Origin of the sequence: Amycolatopsis sp. cmx-11-12, assembly GCF_046269425.1 — a bacterium.
Lineage (GTDB): Bacteria > Actinomycetota > Actinomycetes > Mycobacteriales > Pseudonocardiaceae > Amycolatopsis.
The window spans coordinates 73,247-92,453 of record NZ_JADNQM010000026.1 but is presented as its reverse complement, the minus strand read 5'-3'; the positions used below and the strand labels follow the sequence as shown (position 1 = coordinate 92,453).

The following is a 19,207-nucleotide window of genomic DNA, read 5'->3' as shown; positions in this document are numbered from 1 at the left end:
ATGGTCAGTGAGTCTTTTCCAGGCTGAGGCGGCGGCCGTGAAGGCCGAGGAGACTCCCACGAGACCCCGCCGGTTCGCCGCCGCCGACGCCGCCATCATGGGCGGCTTCCTGCTGTTCGCTTTCCTGCTCTACAACGGGTTGTGGCTCGACCTGAAAGAGGGCTACCTCTGGAACAGCGCGTCGGACCAGAACCTGTGGGAGTGGTTCTTCTCCGTCACCGCGGACAACGTGCTGCACCTGAACAACCCGCTCACCTCGCACTTCCAGAACCACCCGCTCGGTGTGAACCTGATGGCCAATACGGCCATGCTCGGCATCGGCATCCCGCTGGCGCCGGTCACTCTCACCTTCGGCCCGACGGTCACTTGGGCCATCGCGCTCACCGGCGGTCTCGCCGGCACGGCCGCGGCCTGGTACTGGGTCTTCTCGCGGCATCTGGTCACCAATCGGGTGGGCGCGGCCATCGGCGGCGCGTTCGTCGGGTTCGCCCCGCCGATGATCTCGCACGGCAACGCGCATCCGAACTTCGTCGCGTGGTTCGTCCTGCCGTTCATCGCGCTGCTGGTCTTCAAGATCGCGCGCGGCGAACGGCCGGTCCGCAACGGGATCTTCCTCGGCCTGCTCGCGGCGTATCAGATCTTCCTCGGTGAAGAGCCGCTGCTGATCTTCGCGATGGCGTTCGCGATCTTCGCCATCGCCTACTTCGCGACGAACTACCGCGAGTTCCCGCCGATGGCGAAGCCACTGGGGATCGGGGTCGGCATCGGCGTCCTCGTGGCGCTGGTGCTGTGCGCTTTCCCGCTGTGGTGGCAGTTCTTCGGCCCGCAGAGCTATCAGGCGATCGAACACGGCCCCGTCGGCAACGACACGGCCGCGTTCACCCGGTTCGCCACGCAGTCGGTCGCCGGGCAGCCGCAGGCCGCGGCGGACGTGTCGATGAACCGCACCGAGGAGAACGCCTTCTTCGGCTGGCCGCTGATCGTGCTGATGGTCGTCATCACCGTGTGGCTGTGGCGCGAGGTGTTCGCGCGGGCGCTGGCGATCTCGATGTTCGTGATGGCCTGGCTTTCCCTTGGTGTGCAACTCATCGTGGTGCACGAGGAGACCGGTATCCCCGGCCCGTGGAAGCTGCTGTCGGAACTGCCGCTGTTCGAATCGCTGCTGGAATCGCGGCTCGCGATGGGCTGCATCCCGCTCATCGGCGCCCTGCTGGCGCTGGCGACCGAGCGCGTCTGCACGGTCGCGTCGAAACTGCCCGAAGTGCCGGGAGAGCGGCGATTCCCGTTGCGGCTGGTGTGGATCGGCGTCGTCATCGCGGTCCTGCTGCCGATCGCGCCGACGCAACTGATCGTGAAGGACCGGCCGCCGACACCGAAGTTCCTCGCCGACGGCACCTGGCGGAGCTACGTCGCGCCCGGTGGCACCGTGGTGCCCGTGCCGTTGCCGAGTTCCGGCGAATCCGAGCCGCTGCACTGGCAGATCGACGCCGGACTCGGCTACTCGATGCCGGAGGGCTACTTCGTCGGCCCGAGCGGCCCGGACGACAAACGCGGCCGCTACGGCGCCATCCAGCGGCCGACGTCGATCATCTTCGACCAGATCAAGCAGACCGGTATCCCGGCGACCGTCACCGAGTCGCAACGGGTGCAGGCGCTGGAGGATCTGCGGTACTGGAACGCCGACGTGCTCGTGCTGATCCCGCGTGAACACCAGGACGCGTTCCGGGCGACGGTGGACCTGCTGCTGCGGAAGCCAGCCGAGTTCGTCGACGGCGTCTGGGTGTGGGACGTGCGGACGATCACCCCCTGACTCTCCTGCGCAACCAGGGGACTAATTGCGGGGGCGGTGCACGACGAACGGTTCCGTGTTGCCCTCGATGCCCCAAGAGCCGCCCAGCCCGCCCAGCCCGCTCTGCCGCGAGCCCGCGAAGGGCTTGCCGAAAGGCAGAGCCAGATGCTCGTTGACCCATACCGTCCCGCATTCGAGCCGCCTCGCGACTTCGGCGGCGCGCTCCTCGTCGGTGCTCCACACCGACCCGCGCGAACCCGGCGACCGGTCGTTCGCCAGTCCGACGGCTTCGTCCACTGTGGAGCATCGGACGATCGGCAGCACCGGGCCGAACTGTTCCTCGCTCACCACTCGCATCCCGTCGTGCGCCTCGGCGAGGATCGCCGGGGCGAAGAAGTACCCGGGCCCGTCGAGCCGTCCGCCGGTGACGACCCGCGCGCCGTCCGCCCGCGCTTCCTCGGTGAGAGCGATGACGTGGTCGTACCGTGGCTTGTTGTTCACCGGGCCCAGTTGCGTTCCGGGTGTCCGCCCGTCGGCCACCACGACCTTCTCCGCCAAGTCCGCGAGTGCCTCGACGACGCCGTCATACGCGGACCCGACGGCGTAGACCCGTTTGACCGCCATGCCGATCTGCCCGCAGTTGGCGAACGCGCTCCAGAACAGGCTTTTCGCGATCACCGCGGGATCGGTGCCGGGAAGGACGATCGCGGGACCGTTGCCGCCCAGCTCCAGTGTCAGCCGTTTCAAGGCGGCCGCGGCAGCGGTGGCCACCTGCCTCCCGGCGGGGACCGAGCCGGTGAAGGTGATCTGCCGGATCCCGGGGTGCGAGACCAGATACTCGCCGAGGGGGTCCTGTCCGGTGAGCACGGTCAGCACGCCCGGTGGCAGCACCTCCGCCAGCATCCTGCCCAGATGCAGGGTGGTGAGCGGGGTGCGCGGCGACGGCTTGAGCACCACCGTGTTCCCCGCGGCGAGGGCTGGCGCGAGTTTCGCGGCGGCCAGCTGTACGGGGAGATGCCATGGCGTGATCGCGGCGACCGGGCCCAGCGGGCGGCGGTGCACCTCGACCCGGCCGTCGCCCGCGACCTGAGGTTCGAGCCTCAGCCGGGCGAAGTACCGGAACCGCGCCGCGGCCTTCGCGAATTCGGCTTCGGCTTCCCGAAGCGGTTTCCCCTGCTCCTCGGTCAGCACAGGGGCCAGCACCGCCGCGGCCTCCTCGACGACGACCGCGCACGACATCAGCGCCGTGTGCCGGTCCGTGGTGCGCCAGGCGGGCCAGGCGACGGCGGCGGCGCGTACCGCTTTGTCGACATCGGCGGGCCCGGCGTCCGGGACGCTCGTGATCCGTTGCCCGGTCGCGGGATCCTCGACGGCGAGCATCAGCCGGCGCCGATGACGAGATGGTCCATGTGTTTCCTCCGGTGGGGGAGTGCGGAGGGATCGCCGAAGAGACCGATGTGTCGGCATCGGTTGGTGCGGAAGGAATTACGGAGAGCCAGTTTACCCTCGATGATCGAATGAGGGTTCCGGCGAAAAGGCTAATCGATTCCTGTCGTGTGGCTCGCGTCACCGGAGCGGCTGTCACGTCCGCGCGGGCCGCCTCGTCCACCTTCTGATCGCAACCGCACGAGGAGGACGTCATGCCGCGCATTCCCGCCGTCAAAACCGCCGAAGCCGGTTTTCTGCTGAACCTGGCCTACAAGTTCGCCGGTAAACGCTTCGGTGCCGTGCCCGAGCCGATGGCGGTCGCCGCGCACCACCCGGCGCTGTTCCGCGCCAGCGGACTGCACGAAGTGCTGGTCGAGAAGGCCAGCAAGGTGCTGCCGCCGAACGTGCGCGAGCTGGCCGTGTACCGGGTCGCGACCCAGCTGGGCTGCGCGTGGTGCATCGACTTCGGGACCATGTTGCAGGTGCACGAAGGGCTCGACATCGAACGGCTGAAGAAGATCGACGACTACGCGAAGTCGCCCGCCTTCACCGGCCAGGAGCAGCTCGCGCTCGCGTACGCCGACGCGATGACCGCGAGCCCGGTGACCGTCACCGACGAGCAGGTCGCCGAACTGGAACGCGAGTTCGGCCGCAAGGGCGTCATCGAGCTGACCTACCAGATCGCGCTCGAGAACATGCGTGCCCGGATGAACAGCGCGCTCGACATCACCGCGCAGGGCTTCACTTCGGGCGACGCCTGCCGGATCCCGCTTCCCTAACCCGCGCGTTCCCTGACCCTCGCAATTCGTCACCTGCTTGCGGTGCTCGAACCACCGCAAGCAGGTGACGAATTGCGTCAGGCGTCGACGCGGGAGCGGGCGGAGGTGAGCTTGTCCGGGTTCGCCATGTCGTAGATCGCGACGATCTTCCCGTCGCGGATGACGAACGCGTCGACGTGCTCGTCGAGCGCCCGGTACCCCTCCGAGGCGGCCTGCGGCGGGATGTAGAACCCGAGGTCGCCGTTGACCAGCGCGATCCTGGCCTTCTCGATCCCCGCCGGGTCGTACATCCGCATGAGCCCCTGGAACAGCCGGGTGACCTTGTCGAACCCGCTGACCGTGTGCACCGCCGTGCGCGCCTTGCCGCCGCCGTCGCCGACGAGGACGACGTCCGGGTGCAGGACCTCGGCCACCGCCTTGATGTCGCCGGTGAGCATCGCGGTCATGAACTTCTCGATGATCCGCTGCTGCTCGGCCAGTGCCGTCCTCGGCGGCGGGTCGGCGTCGACGAGCGCGCGGCGGCCGCGGGAACCGTGCTGGCGCGCGGCCTCCGTGGTGCAGCCCAGGATCTCGGCGATCTCGCCGAACGGCACCGAAAACGCGTCGTGCAGGACGAACGCGACGCGCTGCTCTGGCGTCAACCGGTCGAGGACAACCATGGCCGCCATCCGCATCCCGTCGTCGCGGACGGCGACGGCCAGCGGGTCCTCCGACGACGGCGTGCCCAGCGGGCCGAGGACCGGCTCGGGCAGCCATTCCCCGACGTACCGTTCGCGGCGCACCACCGCCGACCGCAGGCGGTCAAGACAGATCCGGCTGACGACGGTGGTCAGCCAGCCCTTGTGGTCCTCGATGGCCGACCGGCGGCTCTCGTCCAGGCCGCTCAGCCGCAGCCAGGACTCCTGGACCGCGTCCTCGGCGTCGGACAGCGCGCCGGTGAGCCGGTAGGCCACCGACACCAGATGGGGGCGCAGCACGGCGAACTTCCCGGCGAGTTCATCCAGGGCGATGCTCATTCCCCGAGTGTGCCGCACAGCGCTCCGCGAGCGGGAACTAGACTGAGGATGTGGCAGGACGGATTCGGGATAGCGACATCGCGGAAGTACGCGACCGCAACCGGATCGACGAGGTCATCGGCGATTACGTGGCCCTCCGCAGCGCCGGCGGCGGCAGCCTGAAAGGGCTTTGCCCGTTCCACAACGAGAAGACCCCGTCGTTCAACGTGCGTCCCAGCCACGGCACCTTCCACTGCTTCGGCTGTGGCGAGGGCGGCGACGTGATCAAGTTCATCCAGAAGATGGACCTGATCTCCTTCGTGGAGGCCGTCGAGCGGCTCGCGGATCGCGCGGGGTTCCGGCTGACCTACGAAGGCGGCGGCGGGAGCGTCCAGCGCGATCGCGGCACCCGCGCCCGGCTGATCGAAGCGCATCGCGCGGCTCAGGAGTTCTACGCCGAGCAGCTGCTCACCCCGGACGCGCGCACGGCGCGGGACTTCCTGTCCGAGCGAGGCTTCGACGCCGCCGCCGCGCAGACGTTCGGCTGCGGGTACGCGCCGGCGGGCTGGGACAAACTCACCAAGCACCTGCTCACCCGCGGGTTCGAGGTCAAGGAACTGCTCACGGCCGGGCTGGCCAAGGAAGGGCAGCGCGGGCCGATGGACCGGTTCAACCGGCGGCTGCTCTGGCCCATCCGCGACGTCGGCAACGAGGTCGTCGGGTTCGGCGCGCGGCGCCTGTACGACGACGACCGCGTTTCGGCGAAGTACCTGAACACCGCGGAATCGCCGATCTACAAGAAGTCGCAGGTGATGTTCGGCCTCGATCTGGCCAAACGCGAGATCGCGAAACGACACCAGGTCGTCGTGGTCGAGGGCTACACCGACGTGATGGCGATGCACGCCGCCGGGGTGCCGACGGCCGTCGCGTCGTCGGGGACGGCGTTCGGCGAGGACCACATGAAGGTCCTCCGGCGGCTGATGATGGACGACGACGCCTTCCGCGGTGAAGTGATCTTCACTTTCGATGGCGACGAAGCCGGTCAGAAGGCGGCGCTGAAGGCTTTCGAGGGCGACCAGACCTTCGCCGGGCAGACGTACATCGCGGTCGCCCCCGACGGCATGGACCCTTGTGAACTGCGGCTCGCGAAGGGCGACACCGCGGTGCGCGATCTGGTCGCGCGGCGGATCCCGCTGTTCGAGTTCGCGATCAAGAGCATGCTCAAGGGCTTCGACCTCGACTCCGTCGACGGTCAGGTCGCGGCGCTGCAGAAGACCGTCCCGATGGTCGCGGGCATCAAGGACCGTGCCAGCCGCGACGGCTACGCGTCGAAACTCGCCTGGTGGGTCGGCTGGCAGGACGCGGCGCAGGTGGTGAACCGGGTCCGCGGCAGCGCGGGCGCCTCGGCGAAACGCTCCGCCACCGTCGAAGCCCGGCGGCCCGCCGCGACGGCCACCGCCACCGTGGAGGACGACCTGCCGAGGCCCGCGCCCGGAGATCAGCGGTTCATGGCGCAGCGGGAAGCGCTCAAGGCGGCGCTGCAACAGCCGATGCTCGCCGGGCCGGAGTACGACGCGCTCCCCGAGGACGCGTTCACCCATCCGGTTTACATCGCCATCCACAAGGCGCTGCTGTCCGCCGGGGGAGCGGGTTCCGGCCTGACCGGGCCGGCCCTGCTCGACGCCGCCACCCCGCACTGTCCACAGGGGACGGTGCGGCGAGTGCTCAGCGAACTTTCGGTGGAACCGTTGCGTGCCAAGGGCGAGGTCGACTCGCGCTACATCTCCGCGCAGCTCGCGGCGGTGCAGGAGAGCCTGGTCGGCCGCCAGATCAACGAGATCAAGTCGAAGCTCCAGCGGCTTTCCCCGGTCGAGGCGCCGGACGACTATCGCGCGCTGTTCGGCGACCTCGTCGCGCTCGAGCAGTACCGGAAGGCGCTGAAGGAACAGGCCATCGGCGGATTGGACTGAGCATGGGCTGGCTGCGTCACCTGCTGGGTGACCGTGTCCCGGCGGATTTCGCAGGCACGCTGGACGACGGCGAGCACGTCGTCGGGAGCGCTCCGGTCGAGGGCGGCGGGTATCTGCTCGTCACGCAACTCGGCCTGTGGATCCCCGCCGAAGGAGGGCCGCGCCGGGTCGGCTGGCATCTGGTCGGCAAGGCGGCGTGGGCCGACGGGGTGATCACCCTGACCGAATCCGAGGAGACCGGGACCGCGGGGAAGGCCGTGCTGCTGGCCGACAAGGCCCCGGTCCGGTTCAAGCTCGCGCGGCCGGGCAAGGTCCCGATCCTGCTGCGGCAGCGTGTCGACGGTTCGGTGCGGGGACGGCATCGCAAGGACCTCGGCACCGGGGGAGCGTGGTTCGTCGAGCGCAAGATCCCCGGCCGGGACGGCACGGTGCTGCAGGTGCGGCCCGATCCGGGCACCGAGGTCGACGTGATCAAGGCGATCGCCGAGGAAGCGGCGGAGAAACTGGCCAAGCCCCACGGCTAGCAGTACGCTCGTACTGTATCGCTGGGAGGCGCCATGTGGGATCCGGTCAAATACCTCGACTACGCCGGCCTGCGGGCCCGGCCGTTCCACGACCTCGTCGGGCGGATACCGGCCGCGAAGCCCCGCCGGGTCGCCGACCTCGGCTGCGGACCCGGGAACCTGACCGCCGGCCTGGCGGAACGCTGGCCGGACGCGATCATCGAGGCGAGCGACAGCTCCCCGGAGATGGTCGAGGCCGCTCGCGCACGAGGTGTCGACGCGCGGGTCCTGGACGTCAACGACTGGGTGCCCGAGCCGGACACCGACGTGGTCATCTCCAACGCCGTGCTCCAGTGGGTCCCCGAGCACCGTGTCCTGCTCCGCCGCTGGGTGGACCGCCTGCCGTCCGGGGCGACGCTCGCGTTCCAGGTCCCCGGCAACTTCGACTCCCCGTCGCACGCCCTGGTCCGCGCCCTCGCGCGCACCGAGGAGTGGGCTCCGCGCCTCGCCGACGTCGTCCTGCGGGAGAACGAGGCCGTCGACAGTCCGCTCGGCTACGGGAACCTGCTCGCCGACGAGGGATGCGCCGTCGACGCCTGGGAGACGACGTATCTCCAGCGGCTGACCGGGGAGGACGCGGTGCTCGAATGGATCACCGGCACCTCGCTGCGGCCGGTCAAGGAGGCGCTGCCGGGCGCCGATTGGGATCACTTCCGGGCCCAGATCGCCCGAAAACTGGATGAGGCCTACCCGCCGCGCTCCGATGGGACCACCTGGTTCGAGTTCCGGCGCGTCTTCGTGGTCGCCGTCGTCCCCTGAACGAGCTGAAGGGGACTTTCCCAGCGTCAGACGTGGTGAAGGGTCCCTTCGCCGCGTGAGATACGGCGAAGGGAGCCTTCAGCTCGGTTCGGGTCAGCGCTGGGGCCGCCCGAACCTCTCACCGACCTTGGCGCGAGCGACCCCGGCGGCGCCCTGCACCATGGGGTGGTCAGCGATCTTGCGGTAGGTCCGCACGATCTGCTCGTACCGTCCCCGGCCGGCCTTCGCGCCCAATACATAGCCCGCGGCCGCACCCAGCAGGAACATCTTCATCCGAGTCAACGCCTCCCGTTCGATCTTGCTCCGGCTGTCATTGTCCCTCAAAACGCGAGCTTGACGAGGTGACGGCCGAAAGTGGGGGGTGGGTGAGCGGCCGCCGGGGCCCGTGGGCTAAAGTTCTCTCATCGGTCGGAGCGATCCGGCCGGTACGGAGCACGATCCCCTGTAGCTCAACTGGCAGAGCATTCGGCTGTTAACCGGAGGGTTCTTGGTTCGAGTCCAAGCGGGGGAGCACAAGCCCAGGCCACGCGGCCTGGGCTTCTTCGTGTTTGGGCTCTTGGGGCGATCTAGTGTCGATTTGACGCTCGTCCAGTGTGCGGCCGTCGCACCGCTTGCGTGACTTCTCGGCGCCCAATGTCGCGCTCCTGACCTTGGCGGCACGTCCGCCTGTCTAACACTTCGGGCCAAGACGTGTCACAGTGGACATGGGGCCTGACACGGTTTGACGGCGGGCGGTCATCGCAACGTCCTTTTGCCGATGCTCGCGGGCGCCGATCGGCCGACGTCTTGTCGTCCTCCCCGCATCTCCTCGTATGCCACAGCCGGTTCTGGCCGGTCCGACTCACTCCACAGGAGATCCTCCATCAGCGTTCCAGTCGTTCTACCGCACGCCGTCAGCGCTCCTCGTTCTCTCACCGATGTGTACGGTCCGGACATCGCCATGTGCGCGCGGCCCGAACTCGACGCCGCCCAGCCGGCGAACAGGCACCGCCGCAGCCGCGACGTGGTTTCCGCGCGACCGATCGCTGTCGCGGCCGACATGCCGGTGATCTGCAGTGCTGGTGGCACGGACCCGGATTTGCTGGCACACCTGCGTGACAGCGGCCTGCCGGTCGGCACGGACCTGCGCGAGTTCCGAAGCGAAAGGGAATTCGCCGCCCGCGTGGCCGAAGCGCTGTCCGAGGGCCTGCTGATGTCGATGGAGTACCCGCAGCCGACCACGCTGTGCCCGGACGAACGCGCGCTCAAAAGCGCGCAACTCGTCGGCTACTTGAACAACAAAGCCAGCATCACCACGTTGGTCGATCCACGTTTCCAAGCGCACCGCAGCGTCGTGACCCGCGGGCAACTCGCGGAGGCGGCGCCGACGGAGAAGTCGTGGGTGCTCAAAGCCGCGACCAACGACGCGCACGGCGGCAGCCTCGATGTGTATCTGCACCGGGCCCACGAGCAGATCACGCTGCCGGCGTTCACCGAGGTGCTCACCGAGTTCGTCGTCGAGGAGTACCTGCAGATCCTGCGTAACTGGGGCCTGCAGTTCTACGTGGGAGCGGACGCACGGGCCCGCCTGCTGGCAGTGACCGAACAGCGCGTCGACGCGATCGGGGTCTATGCCGGCGGGAGATTCGGCGCGGTCACCACTCCTCCCGCCGAACTGCTCGCCGAATGCCTGGCGATCACCCAGCGCGCCGCCGATGTCGGCTACCGCGGCCTGTGCAGCCTTGACTGCGCCCAAACCCAGGACGGCCAGCAGGTCGTGCTCGACCTGAACTTCCGGATCACCAGTGGCTCGATCCCGTTGCTGGCGATGCAGTCCGTCCGCCCCGACGCCCTCGACCGCCCCGCCGAGTCCGTGACGCTCACCTTCGCCGGCGCACTCACCGACCTGCTCGCCGAGGTACGCCCGGCCTTGGCCGCCGGTGGCCTGCTCATCGTGGCCGGTCATGACACCGGCCACACGGACAATCCGATCAGGCAAAGCAGTTTGCAACTGCTGGTCCTCGGGGACGACCCCGACGAGGTGGCCGCTCGACGTCGTACGCTGGAAGAGAAAAACGGCCGCTGACCTGGAACCGCTCAGTGTCGCCGTGTTTCAGGTAGCGGGTGAGTCTTGGGCGGATAGCTCTTCGGCCAGTTCCATACAGCGCAGGCGGGCTGGGGAGAAGTCGTAGGGCATCTTGCCGACGGCCTCGAGCACGCTCATGGAGTCGGCCTCGTCATCGGCGGTAGCAGGGTGCAAAGTGTCCCAGGCGTCGAAGAGGGAATCGTCGTCCTTATCCAGGCCGGACTCCTCGATGACGGCATGCAGGGCGCTTTCGAAGGCGTGGCGCTCGGCGGCCACTTGAGCCACCCGCGGATCATCGACGGCGACGCTGTCATCGAGTGCCTCCTCGGCGTCGTCGATGCGGTCGGATTCCTTCCGCAGAGTGGGATGCGTGGCCAGGACGATGAAGCGGGTGGCCTGGACGGCCGCGCCGAGCGGGCCGAAGATCCGCTCAGTGACCAGCAGACTGTCCAGGTCCGCCTGACGCAGGGAGCCCTCAGGCAGGCTCTCGAGGCGTTCGGTGACGAAGCCGGAGAGCAGCCCCATCCGGCTGCCTTCGGTGCGCATCCGCTGCACGGCGGTCCGTTGCCGCCGCAATTCCGTCTCCTGCTCGGCGAGGGTTTTCTCCAACCGCTCCAGGATGCCCGCGATTTCGTCTCCGCTGTCCGCACCGGCTGAAGCCGTGCCGGTGGTGAAGGCGTCACGGATGTCGTCCAGGGCGATCCCGGCGTCGGCCATCTTGCGAATCCACAGCAGACGGATCATGTCCTCGTACCCGTAGCGGCGGCGCCCATCGCCGCCCCGTTCAGGCTCGGGGAGCAGGCCGATCTCGTGGTAATGGCGGATCGCCCGTGGCGTGCTGCCGGCGAAGGCCGCCGCGTCACCGATCTTGACCTGGCGGGGCGGTATGAAATGCATGAGCAGGGACCTTCCTCAAGGATCGGGACGTAGGTCCACCAGACCACATGCCGCTACGGAAGGTGCAACCCTATGGGTCCGTGAAGGCCTCCTTGAGGGACCCAGGGTCCCTCAAGGAGGCCTTCACGGCGACGTTGTCTTACCCCCCCCCAATAGATGGATCAGTACGGCAGGACGTACGCATGGCTCATGTCGGAGTCGTGCGTGGTTGTCGAGCCGCGTGAGTCAGTGAGCCCGACGGCCGTGCCCTGGATGCCGGCGGTCTCGCCGCCGAGCCATTCAGCTTTGACGTAGGCGTTGAACCGGGGGACGCAGCCCGGCGCCTTGCTCACGGTGAAGTCCGCCTTGTTGAGTGGCACGTATTTGTGGTGCACCCAGTACGGCACGTCGTGCGTGGCCTGGATGCTGCTGTCGGTTTTACAGAGTGTGCCGTCGGACTTCCATTGGTTGACGAAGAGGGTGAACTTCACCTGCGCCGTCTTGTATTTGTCACATGGCGTGTTCGGCCAGCAGATCATCAGCTCGACATCGCCGACCACGTTGAGGCCCTGCACGGTCGAAGGGAGGGTGAAATAGTCGAGCGCGGGTAGCCGCACCACCGGGGCGCCGGAGTTGAGGCCATGCACTCCCGCGCTGACGCTGGATTGCACCGGTTGGCCGTCGGTGGCGTTGGTGACCGAGGTGTCGGCGAACGTGATGTACCCGCTGTCCAGCCGGTAGGTGGCGTCGTTGGCGTTGAGCGAGTTGCCCCGCACGTTCGCGGTGCAGGTGACCGTGCCGGCGACACCGGGGTGGACGAGGAAGCGGGTGTAGAGCGTCACGTCCTGCTCGGGAGAGCCCGAGTTCTTGTCGTAGACGTTCTGCCCGATCACCATGTTCTTGCTCCAGCCGCCCGGACCCCGGCAGACGACCTCATTGTCGAAAAGGCTGCGGATGGTGGCGTTGTTGACCCGCATCTTCGAGACCACGTACGCCGTCTGCGTGGCGGTCATGTTCAGCGAGATGGTGCCTACGGGAGTGACGTTCTGGTCGACCCCGCCACCAGCCGGAAGCCCGGGCGCCAGGATCGTTTGCGGGGTGAAGGTAACGGATGTCGCCGCCTGCGCGGGTGTGGCGGCCAGCAGACAGGCGATCAGTGCGAGCACCGCCGTCGTGGCCAGGGAGCGTGCTTTCAAGTCGGACTCCTCAGTGACAATTTCTCCTGCGGACCGGCCGATGCGCTGCCAGAGCACGCCGGTTCCCTTTCCTTGTCGATACGGCCTCACCGACATTTGCGGGTGATCGACCGGAACCGCGGCAGCTCATGCGCTTCCCCGAAAGCGCACAAAGGATCGCGAAAGCCCCCTAGTGACGCCCGAGGGTCAGGCGGTCACTCCATACTGGGTGGTGTCCTATTACCGAACTATCCGCCGTTCGGGTGGGATAGGAACCGGTCAGCCGCGATAGCAGGCAAAGTATTCAAGGCCGTCGTAGGGGTCTCCGCTGGTCATCCAGACATTGACCCCGTTGGCGCCGCCGTCGACGCCGACCGCGGCCACGGCCGCACCGACCTTTCTCGCTCGGCTCTTCGCCTCGTTGTGTCCTTCAGTGTCACCATGACGATCACTCCCGGGTTCATCGAGTAAGGGGGTGCACGAGCGACGTATTACCGCGGGCGGAGGCGACCGCCTCAGATTCGGCGGTGAACGTTGCCGCCGTTGTTCGGCATCACCACTCAACCGCGTGCGGGCCTTGCGCCGGAAAGGATTCGAGCTCGCTCGAATCCGCCGGGACACTGTTACCGTGGGCGTGGTGCTCACGTTGCGGGTAGACGCAGACACGGTGTCCAGGACGCGGTTGTCGCCTTCCCCCGCTTCGGAGTCCATGGCGTGGCTGAAACTCACCGCCGCGTCGGGGCGGCACCCGGTGTTCGGAGATCCCGGACCACTCGCGCGAGCGTCACTTGCCCATCCTGACGTCGCCCTGCTCGCGGACCTGTTGCCGCGGAACGGCGACACCTACACGCCCGATTTGCTCACCCCGCAACCAGGGACGGGCGGGCGGCGCCGTGACCTGCTCGATGAGCAGATCGCGCAGATCGAGGCGGCAGCGCAGGACGACCTCGAAAACCAGGTCTTCACCTACACCCGGACCCACTGGAGCAGGCCGCTGCGGGACACGACCCGCCGGATCGCGGAGTCGGGGCGGATGCAGCGACGTCTCGCCAACGGTCTCGCCCGGTTCTGGCGGGACACCCTTTCCGACGGCTGGCCCGAACTGCGCTCGATCATCGATCAGGACATCGCCCATCGCGCGACGGCCATCGCCACCCATGGCGTCGGCCGGATGCTCGGAACACTCCACCCTGACATCGAGTGGGCAGGCGACGCGGTCACCATCGCCAAGCCGTGGGACGGCGAGATCGATGTCATCGGCCGGGATCTGGTCCTCGCCCCCAGCGTGCTCAGTTGGCCCGACGTCATCATCCAGGTCGATACGCCCGGGCAGTTCGTCCTCTATCACCCCGCGCAGCGGGTCGGAGCCGGCCGGGGCCAGCGGGCCGGAAGCATCGCGCAAGTCGTTGGCAACGCCCGAGCGGCCCTGCTGGCGGACCTCGAAACCGCCAGGTCCACCGCGGAACTCGCCACCAGGATCGGATACGCCCCTGGCACCGTCTCCTACCACCTCAGCGCACTGCACCGCGCAGGCCTCGTCACCAAAGTCAGGGCCGGACGCTCCGTGCTGTACCGGCGGACCGCACAGGCGGCAAGCCTGCTGGAAGAAGCGCATATCGCGCATTGATCGGAAACAGAATATGTGCGAGTTGATCAATCGTGTGTGCGTATTCTAGTGGCGAGCATCAACGAAGACTACTTCCGTTATGCTCGGTTGGCGACGGGATGGATAGGCCGCACCGCGTAGATGTTATCACCCGATCGGCGCAGTCTCTCTCAGCCGATCGGCGGTTGCCCTGCCGCCGAATGGAGGGGTTGTCGGGTTTGGAAGATTGTTAGTGTGTTATTGTCTTAATACGTAGGGTAATAGGCTTGCGGTGACCATTGCCGCCCTCAATGACGCCTGATATGTTGGCGACAGCTATTGCTGTAGGGGTCAGGGGGCTGGGGGCAATGGACGAACGATCGGAGCAAGTCGTCGAGCGTGTCATCGTGTCGATGCAGGAAAATCTCGGCGAACATCTTACGGTAACCGACATGGCGCGGTGTGCCATGTTCAGTAAATTCCACTTTACCAGAGTTTTCCGGCGTGTTACCGGCGTTTCGCCGGGACGCTTTTTGTCGGCTATGCGTATCCAGGAAGCGAAACGATTACTGGTTTCCACGACATCCACTGTGGCTGACATCAGTTACCTGGTCGGCTATAACAGTCCTGGAACCTTCAGTTCGCGGTTCAAGGAGAGCGTGGGGGTTTCCCCGATTGTTTACCGTCAGTTGCGTGGTCATGCGCCTGTTCTGACTCGGCGGCATGGTTCGGATTTCGAGCGCCCGGTAGCGACGCTTCGGGGCACTATGCGGATACTTGGCGAGGGGCAGCGCGGCCTGACCTTTGTCGGCTTGTTTCGGGACCCTATTCCGCAAGGAAGCCCGGTCAGTTGCAGTGTGCTGTCCGCGCCGGGGAGTTTTTTGCTGGAGAAGGTGCCGGAAGGGACATGGCACCTGCTCGCCCAGTCGGTCGCGCCGGGTGCCGAAGCGACCGTGACCGGTTCGATCGGTCCGGATGACGCACCGTTCGTCGGTTCGTTCGGCCCGGTCGTCGTGCGCCAGGACGTCCCGGTGATCGACGTGGACCTGGACCTGCGGCCGGCCAGGGCGCTGGACCCGCCGGTGCTGCTCGCGCTGCTCGACGTGCGTACCGCCGCACTGCAAGAACGTACCGGTTGATCTCCCTGCCGCTCACCTCGGTGCCTCGCGGACAATTCAGCGCGACAACTTGGGCGGCGCTCATCGAAGGGAACCCAGTGTCGATATTTGACAGGTCCGTTTCATGAGCCCGCGCAAGTCGGACCCGAAGGCGAAGTGGGCGTTGCTGGAAATCGGGGCGAGGCTCCTGGCGGAGGAAGGGCCGGGAGCGTTATCGGCCCGCCGTTTGGCCGCCGAGGCGGGAAGTTCGACAATGGGGGTCTACACCCATTTCGGCGGTATGAGTGGCCTTGTCCGTGAGATCGTTTACGAGGGCTTCGCCCGGTTGCAGCGACATATGACGAGTGTGCGCAAAAGTGCCGACCCGGTGGCCGATATGGCTCTGCTCGGCCGCGCCTACCGGTATAACGCCTTGGCGAATCCGCATCTGTACGCGGTGATGTTCGGCGGTGCCTCGCTCGCCGGTTTCACGTTGTCCGAAAAAGATCGGCAACATGGCCGGTATACTTTGTCGAACGTTGTCGAATGCGCGAGCAGATGCGTTTCCGCCGGCCGCTTCTGCCCGGCTGACGCGGGTTTGGTCGCGCATCAGATGTGGATTGCCACACATGGGTTGGTGACTCTCGAACTCGGCGATTATCTGGTCGGCCCGTGGGACGCGGATAATTGTTTCGAGGTGCAGCTCGTTGGTTTGATGGTCGGCGCCGGTGACGGTAAGGAAGAGGCGACTCGATCCGTTGCCGGATCACGGGTGCGCATGCAGAACGAGTTCCCGGCGTGGACGGGATCGGGGTCGAGCAGAGCGAGCGCCGCGGCCGCGCCGACGCTCACCGGTTGTCTCTGCGGCACCTGACACGGGCAGCGGCTACAGCGGGATGTTGCCGTGCTTGCGCCGAGCCGGTTGCCGCTGCTTGTCTTTCAGCATCTCCAGTCCCGCGGCCACGGCGGCCCTGGTCCGCGCTGGATCGATGACGTCGTCCACCAGGCCGCGCTCGGCCGCGTAATAGGGGTGGACCAGCTCGCCAAGGTACTCGTCCATCAAGGTCGTGCGCAGTGCCGCCGGGTCGGCGGAGGCGGCGAGCTCCTTGCGGAACAAGACGTTCACCGCTCCCTCCGCCCCCATCACCGCGATCTCGTTGGTCGGCCACGCCAGCGACAGATCGGTACCGATGGACCGCGAGTCCATCACGATGTACGCGCCGCCGTAGGCCTTGCGCAGGATGACCTGGATCCGTGGCACAGTCGCCTCGCAGTAGGCGTAGAGCAGCTTCGCGCCGTGCCGGATCACCCCGGCGTGCTCCTGGTCGGTGCCGGGCAGGAAACCCGGTACGTCGACCAGCGTGACCAGCGGGATCCCGAACGTGTCGCAGAACCGGACGAACCGGGCGGCCTTCTGGGCCGCCTCGATGTCCAGTACCCCGGCCAGCACCAGGGGCTGGTTGCCGACCAGCCCGACGACCCCGCCGTCGATGCGGGCGAACACGCAGACGATGTTGGCCGCCCAGCTCTCGTGCAGTTCCAGGAACTCGCCGTCGTCGACCAGCTCGGTGATCACCGACCGTATGTCGTAGGGCTTGTTGGGCTCGGCCGGGACGATTTCGGCCAGTCGCGGGCGGACATCGTGCCGCGCGTCCCGCGGCTGGGCGCGGGGCGGCAGGTCGAGATTGTTGGCTGGCAGCATCGACACCAGATACCGCACGTCGTCCAGGCAACTCTCCTCGTCGTCGTGGACGAAGGTGGCCACACCGGAGCGCTTTCCGTGCACCTCGGCGCCGCCGAGCTCGTCATGGCCGACCCGCTCGCCGGTCACCGCCTCGACCACGTCCGGGCCGGTGAGATAGAGCTTCGCGGTGTCGCGGACCATGAACGTGAAGTCGGCCAGCGCGGGGGAGTAGGCCGCGCCGCCGGCACACGGCCCGAGCACCACGTTGATCTGCGGGATGATCCCCGAGGCGGCCACCTGCCTGCGGAAGATCCCGCCGTATCCGTCGAGCGCCAGCACGCCTTCCTGGATTCGTGCGCCGCCGCTGTCGTTGATCCCGATGATCGGCGAGCCGGTCGACAGGGCGAGATCCATCACCTTGTGGATCTTCGCGGCGTGCGCGGCGCCGAGCGAGCCGCCGAAGATCGTGAAGTCCTGGGCGTACACGAACACCCGCCGACCGTCGATGGTGCCCGAACCCGCGACCACACCGTCGGTATGCGGCCGGTTCTCGCCGATCCTGAAACCTCTCGCGTGATTACGCCGGTAGGGCTCGATCTCGGTGAACGACCCGGGGTCGAGCAGCAGGTCGAGCCGTTCGCGTGCGGTGCCCTTACCGAGGGCGTGCTGCCGGTCCACGCCCTTGTCATCGCCCGCTGTCGTCCGCTCGTGGAGTGCGTCGCGCTGCTCGCGCAGCAGGCTCATGGTCCGTTCGGGAAGCGGAGCCGCGGCAGGGGCGGGCTGGGCGCGGCGGTGCCCGTTGACCGGGCGAGGTGGATGGGGCACGGGGACGAAGTCGAACTCCGCGGTACTCATGCCACCGCCTTCGCGATCCGGCCGGACTGCCGGTCGGCGAGCAGACCACGCTCGTGGAGCCAGCGCACCGTGTCGCGCAGGGAATCGGCCGCCGGCCGCGCGGTCACGCCCCCGGTGTGCTCCTCGGGCGCCACCCTGGTGGCACACCCGCACAGGTAGATCGCGCCGTACTCGGCCGGGATGTGCCACGGCCACACGCGCTGGAGCGCGCTGGTCAGGCGCCCCACCGGCGTCATCGCCGGTGCGGGCAGGAAGATCGCGGGCAGGGCCCGATCGGTCACCTCGCGCAGGAACCGGACATAGTCCCGGGTGGACAAATAGGTGCCAGGGCCGAAGAAACGGTTTCCCGGGAGGACGCCGTCGTCCATCAAACGCGCGTGCAGCTTCGCTGTGTCACGGACATCTCCCATCGGAAACCCGCCGGAGGGCCAGATCGGCATGAGCCCGCGTAACGCGTTGCGCAGGCGGGCGTTCTGGTCGCCGAGATAGGGATCGTGGGGTCCGATGAGCGCGGGCGGATAGGTGATCACGACGGGCGCTCCTTCCGCCTGGTGACGCCGCGCGATCCTCTCGGCGGCGGCTTTGCTCGCGAGATACGGCTCGCGTGCGGTACCGACCGGCGAGTCCGCCCGCAGGATGTCGCCCGCGGCGGGCAGCATGGCCGCGACAGTGGACACATGCACGATCCGGCTCACGCCCGCTCGCCGTGCGGCCCCGAGGACGACCTCGGTGCCGATCTCGTTGGTGCGCCGCATGATCCGTCTTTTCCTGCTGTCGAAGGAGTACACGGCAGCCGCGTGCAGCACGGCGTCGGCGCCGCGCACCAGCGCCGCGACACCGCGTTCGTCGGTCACGTCCCCGGTGATCACCTCGACCGCGCTCGCGTCGATGCCGAGCGGTGTCAGCGATCTGTCCACAGTAGACTCGTCGCGGACGAGGAGGCGCACGGTGTGGCCTGCCATGGCGATCGCGGCCACCGAGTGGGAGCCGAGGAATCCGGTCCCGCCGGTCACGCTTACCAACATCGAGCGTCTCCGTTTCTCCGGTCAGGCCACGTGATGAAAGGCGCCGCCGTAGAACACCAGCGCCTTCTGGTCGGGTATCCGTCGCGAATCCAGCACCCGGCCGAGGAAAATGGAGTGATCGCCGCCGTCGTAGGACTCGGTCAGCTCGCATTCCAGCCAGGCGAGCGAACCGGACAACAGCGGAGCACCCGTGCGCGGGCCCGGCACCCAGTCCACCGTGTCGAACTGGGCCACCCCGTCCGGACGGCGCCGGTCGGCGAAGTACCGGGCCAGATGTTCCTGATCGGCGCCCAGCATGGACACCGCGAACGTGCGTGCGGACACGATCGCGGAATGCATCCGAGCCGTGCGGCTGATACAGCACAGCACCAGTGGCGGCTCGAGCGACACCGAACTGAACGCGTTGGCGGTCATCCCGTGGCAGCGCTCGCCGGGAGCGGTCACGACGGTGAGCCCGGTGGCGAACTGGGCCATCGCCTCTCGCAACGACACCGGCGTCGGATCGGCTGCCGGCCGGAGACCGGCGGTTGGCATCGGCGCTGACTGCCCGTTGCTGGTCATG

General features: G+C 67.6%; 17 protein-coding genes and 1 tRNA gene. 10 read left to right on the top strand and 8 right to left on the bottom strand.

The features are described 5' to 3' along the window. Window positions 1-7 precede the first annotated feature (7 nt). Window positions 8-1,810, top strand: a complete 1,803-nt coding sequence (locus ACLARN_RS30035) for a glycosyl transferase (RefSeq protein ID WP_409494835.1) — start codon at window positions 8-10, stop codon at window positions 1,808-1,810. Window positions 1,811-1,831: 21 nt separating this feature from the next. Here ACLARN_RS30035 and ACLARN_RS30030 read toward each other — a convergent pair whose 3' ends face one another. Beyond that, window positions 1,832-3,169 carry an aldehyde dehydrogenase family protein gene (locus ACLARN_RS30030; RefSeq protein WP_409494834.1) on the bottom strand — a complete coding sequence of 446 codons (1,338 nt, stop codon included), beginning with the start codon at window positions 3,167-3,169 and terminating at the stop codon, window positions 1,832-1,834. Window positions 3,170-3,429: 260 nt separating this feature from the next. On the opposite strand from ACLARN_RS30030, the gene ACLARN_RS30025 reads away from it, so the two are divergent. Next, window positions 3,430-3,996, top strand: coding sequence for a carboxymuconolactone decarboxylase family protein (locus ACLARN_RS30025; protein ID WP_409494833.1), 567 nt, complete (start codon window positions 3,430-3,432; stop codon window positions 3,994-3,996). A 77-nt stretch (window positions 3,997-4,073) separates the two neighbouring features. On the opposite strand, the gene ACLARN_RS30020 is transcribed toward ACLARN_RS30025, so the two are convergent. Continuing rightward, window positions 4,074-5,012 (bottom strand): sigma-70 family RNA polymerase sigma factor, encoded by a 939-nt coding sequence (locus ACLARN_RS30020; RefSeq protein ID WP_409494832.1) that lies wholly within the window; start codon window positions 5,010-5,012, stop codon window positions 4,074-4,076. 50 nt (window positions 5,013-5,062) lie between these two features. Here ACLARN_RS30020 and dnaG point away from each other — a divergent pair, with 50 nt between their 5' ends. From dnaG to ACLARN_RS30005, 3 genes are read left to right on the top strand one after another with little or no spacing between them, the layout of a single operon-like run. Beyond that, on the top strand, window positions 5,063-6,961 hold the full coding sequence (gene dnaG, locus ACLARN_RS30015) for a DNA primase (protein ID WP_409494831.1): 1,899 nt from the start codon (window positions 5,063-5,065) through the stop codon (window positions 6,959-6,961). Between the two features lie 2 nt (window positions 6,962-6,963). Beyond that, window positions 6,964-7,485 (top strand): hypothetical protein, encoded by a 522-nt coding sequence (locus ACLARN_RS30010; RefSeq protein WP_409494830.1) that lies wholly within the window; start codon window positions 6,964-6,966, stop codon window positions 7,483-7,485. Window positions 7,486-7,518: 33 nt separating this feature from the next. After that, entirely contained in the window at window positions 7,519-8,283 is a 765-nt protein-coding gene (locus ACLARN_RS30005) for a trans-aconitate 2-methyltransferase (protein ID WP_409494829.1), read from the top strand. 93 nt (window positions 8,284-8,376) lie between these two features. Here ACLARN_RS30005 and ACLARN_RS30000 read toward each other — a convergent pair whose 3' ends face one another. Next, window positions 8,377-8,607 (bottom strand): hypothetical protein, encoded by a 231-nt coding sequence (locus tag ACLARN_RS30000; protein ID WP_409494828.1) that lies wholly within the window; start codon window positions 8,605-8,607, stop codon window positions 8,377-8,379. A gap of 114 nt (window positions 8,608-8,721) precedes the next feature. Here ACLARN_RS30000 and ACLARN_RS29995 point away from each other — a divergent pair. After that, window positions 8,722-8,794: transfer RNA gene (locus ACLARN_RS29995), tRNA-Asn, on the top strand. A gap of 408 nt (window positions 8,795-9,202) precedes the next feature. Continuing rightward, window positions 9,203-10,348 carry a hypothetical protein gene (locus ACLARN_RS29990; protein WP_409494827.1) on the top strand — a complete coding sequence of 382 codons (1,146 nt, stop codon included), beginning with the start codon at window positions 9,203-9,205 and terminating at the stop codon, window positions 10,346-10,348. Window positions 10,349-10,375: 27 nt separating this feature from the next. On the opposite strand, the gene ACLARN_RS29985 is transcribed toward ACLARN_RS29990, so the two are convergent. Both ACLARN_RS29985 and ACLARN_RS29980 read right to left on the bottom strand, forming a co-directional pair. Next, window positions 10,376-11,245: a MerR family transcriptional regulator gene (locus ACLARN_RS29985; RefSeq protein WP_409494826.1), complete on the bottom strand. Its 870-nt coding sequence runs from the start codon at window positions 11,243-11,245 to the stop codon at window positions 10,376-10,378. 161 nt (window positions 11,246-11,406) lie between these two features. Next, window positions 11,407-12,420, bottom strand: coding sequence for a hypothetical protein (locus tag ACLARN_RS29980; RefSeq protein WP_409494825.1), 1,014 nt, complete (start codon window positions 12,418-12,420; stop codon window positions 11,407-11,409). A 607-nt stretch (window positions 12,421-13,027) separates the two neighbouring features. Here ACLARN_RS29980 and ACLARN_RS29975 point away from each other — a divergent pair. The 3 genes from ACLARN_RS29975 to ACLARN_RS29965 all read left to right on the top strand — a co-directional run bounded on the left by ACLARN_RS29975 (window position 13,028) and on the right by ACLARN_RS29965 (window position 15,955). Then, entirely contained in the window at window positions 13,028-14,026 is a 999-nt protein-coding gene (locus ACLARN_RS29975; RefSeq protein WP_409494824.1) for a helix-turn-helix domain-containing protein, read from the top strand. Window positions 14,027-14,352: 326 nt separating this feature from the next. Then, complete coding sequence (locus tag ACLARN_RS29970; protein WP_409494823.1) at window positions 14,353-15,123, top strand: helix-turn-helix transcriptional regulator; 771 nt, start codon at window positions 14,353-14,355, stop codon at window positions 15,121-15,123. Window positions 15,124-15,226: 103 nt separating this feature from the next. After that, window positions 15,227-15,955 carry a TetR/AcrR family transcriptional regulator gene (locus ACLARN_RS29965; RefSeq protein ID WP_409494822.1) on the top strand — a complete coding sequence of 243 codons (729 nt, stop codon included), beginning with the start codon at window positions 15,227-15,229 and terminating at the stop codon, window positions 15,953-15,955. A 12-nt stretch (window positions 15,956-15,967) separates the two neighbouring features. Here the strand turns inward: ACLARN_RS29965 and ACLARN_RS29960 are convergent, their stop codons facing one another. The 3 genes from ACLARN_RS29960 to ACLARN_RS29950 are packed head-to-tail and all read right to left on the bottom strand — an operon-like array spanning window position 15,968 to window position 19,206. Next, window positions 15,968-17,620: an acyl-CoA carboxylase subunit beta gene (locus tag ACLARN_RS29960; RefSeq protein WP_409494821.1), complete on the bottom strand. Its 1,653-nt coding sequence runs from the start codon at window positions 17,618-17,620 to the stop codon at window positions 15,968-15,970. Then, window positions 17,617-18,645, bottom strand: a complete 1,029-nt coding sequence (locus ACLARN_RS29955) for an NAD-dependent epimerase/dehydratase family protein (protein ID WP_409494820.1) — start codon at window positions 18,643-18,645, stop codon at window positions 17,617-17,619. Before ACLARN_RS29955 ends, ACLARN_RS29960 begins: the two co-directional genes overlap by 4 nt. 21 nt (window positions 18,646-18,666) lie before the next feature. Beyond that, window positions 18,667-19,206: a flavin reductase family protein gene (locus ACLARN_RS29950; RefSeq protein ID WP_409494819.1), complete on the bottom strand. Its 540-nt coding sequence runs from the start codon at window positions 19,204-19,206 to the stop codon at window positions 18,667-18,669. Window position 19,207 lies beyond the last annotated feature (1 nt).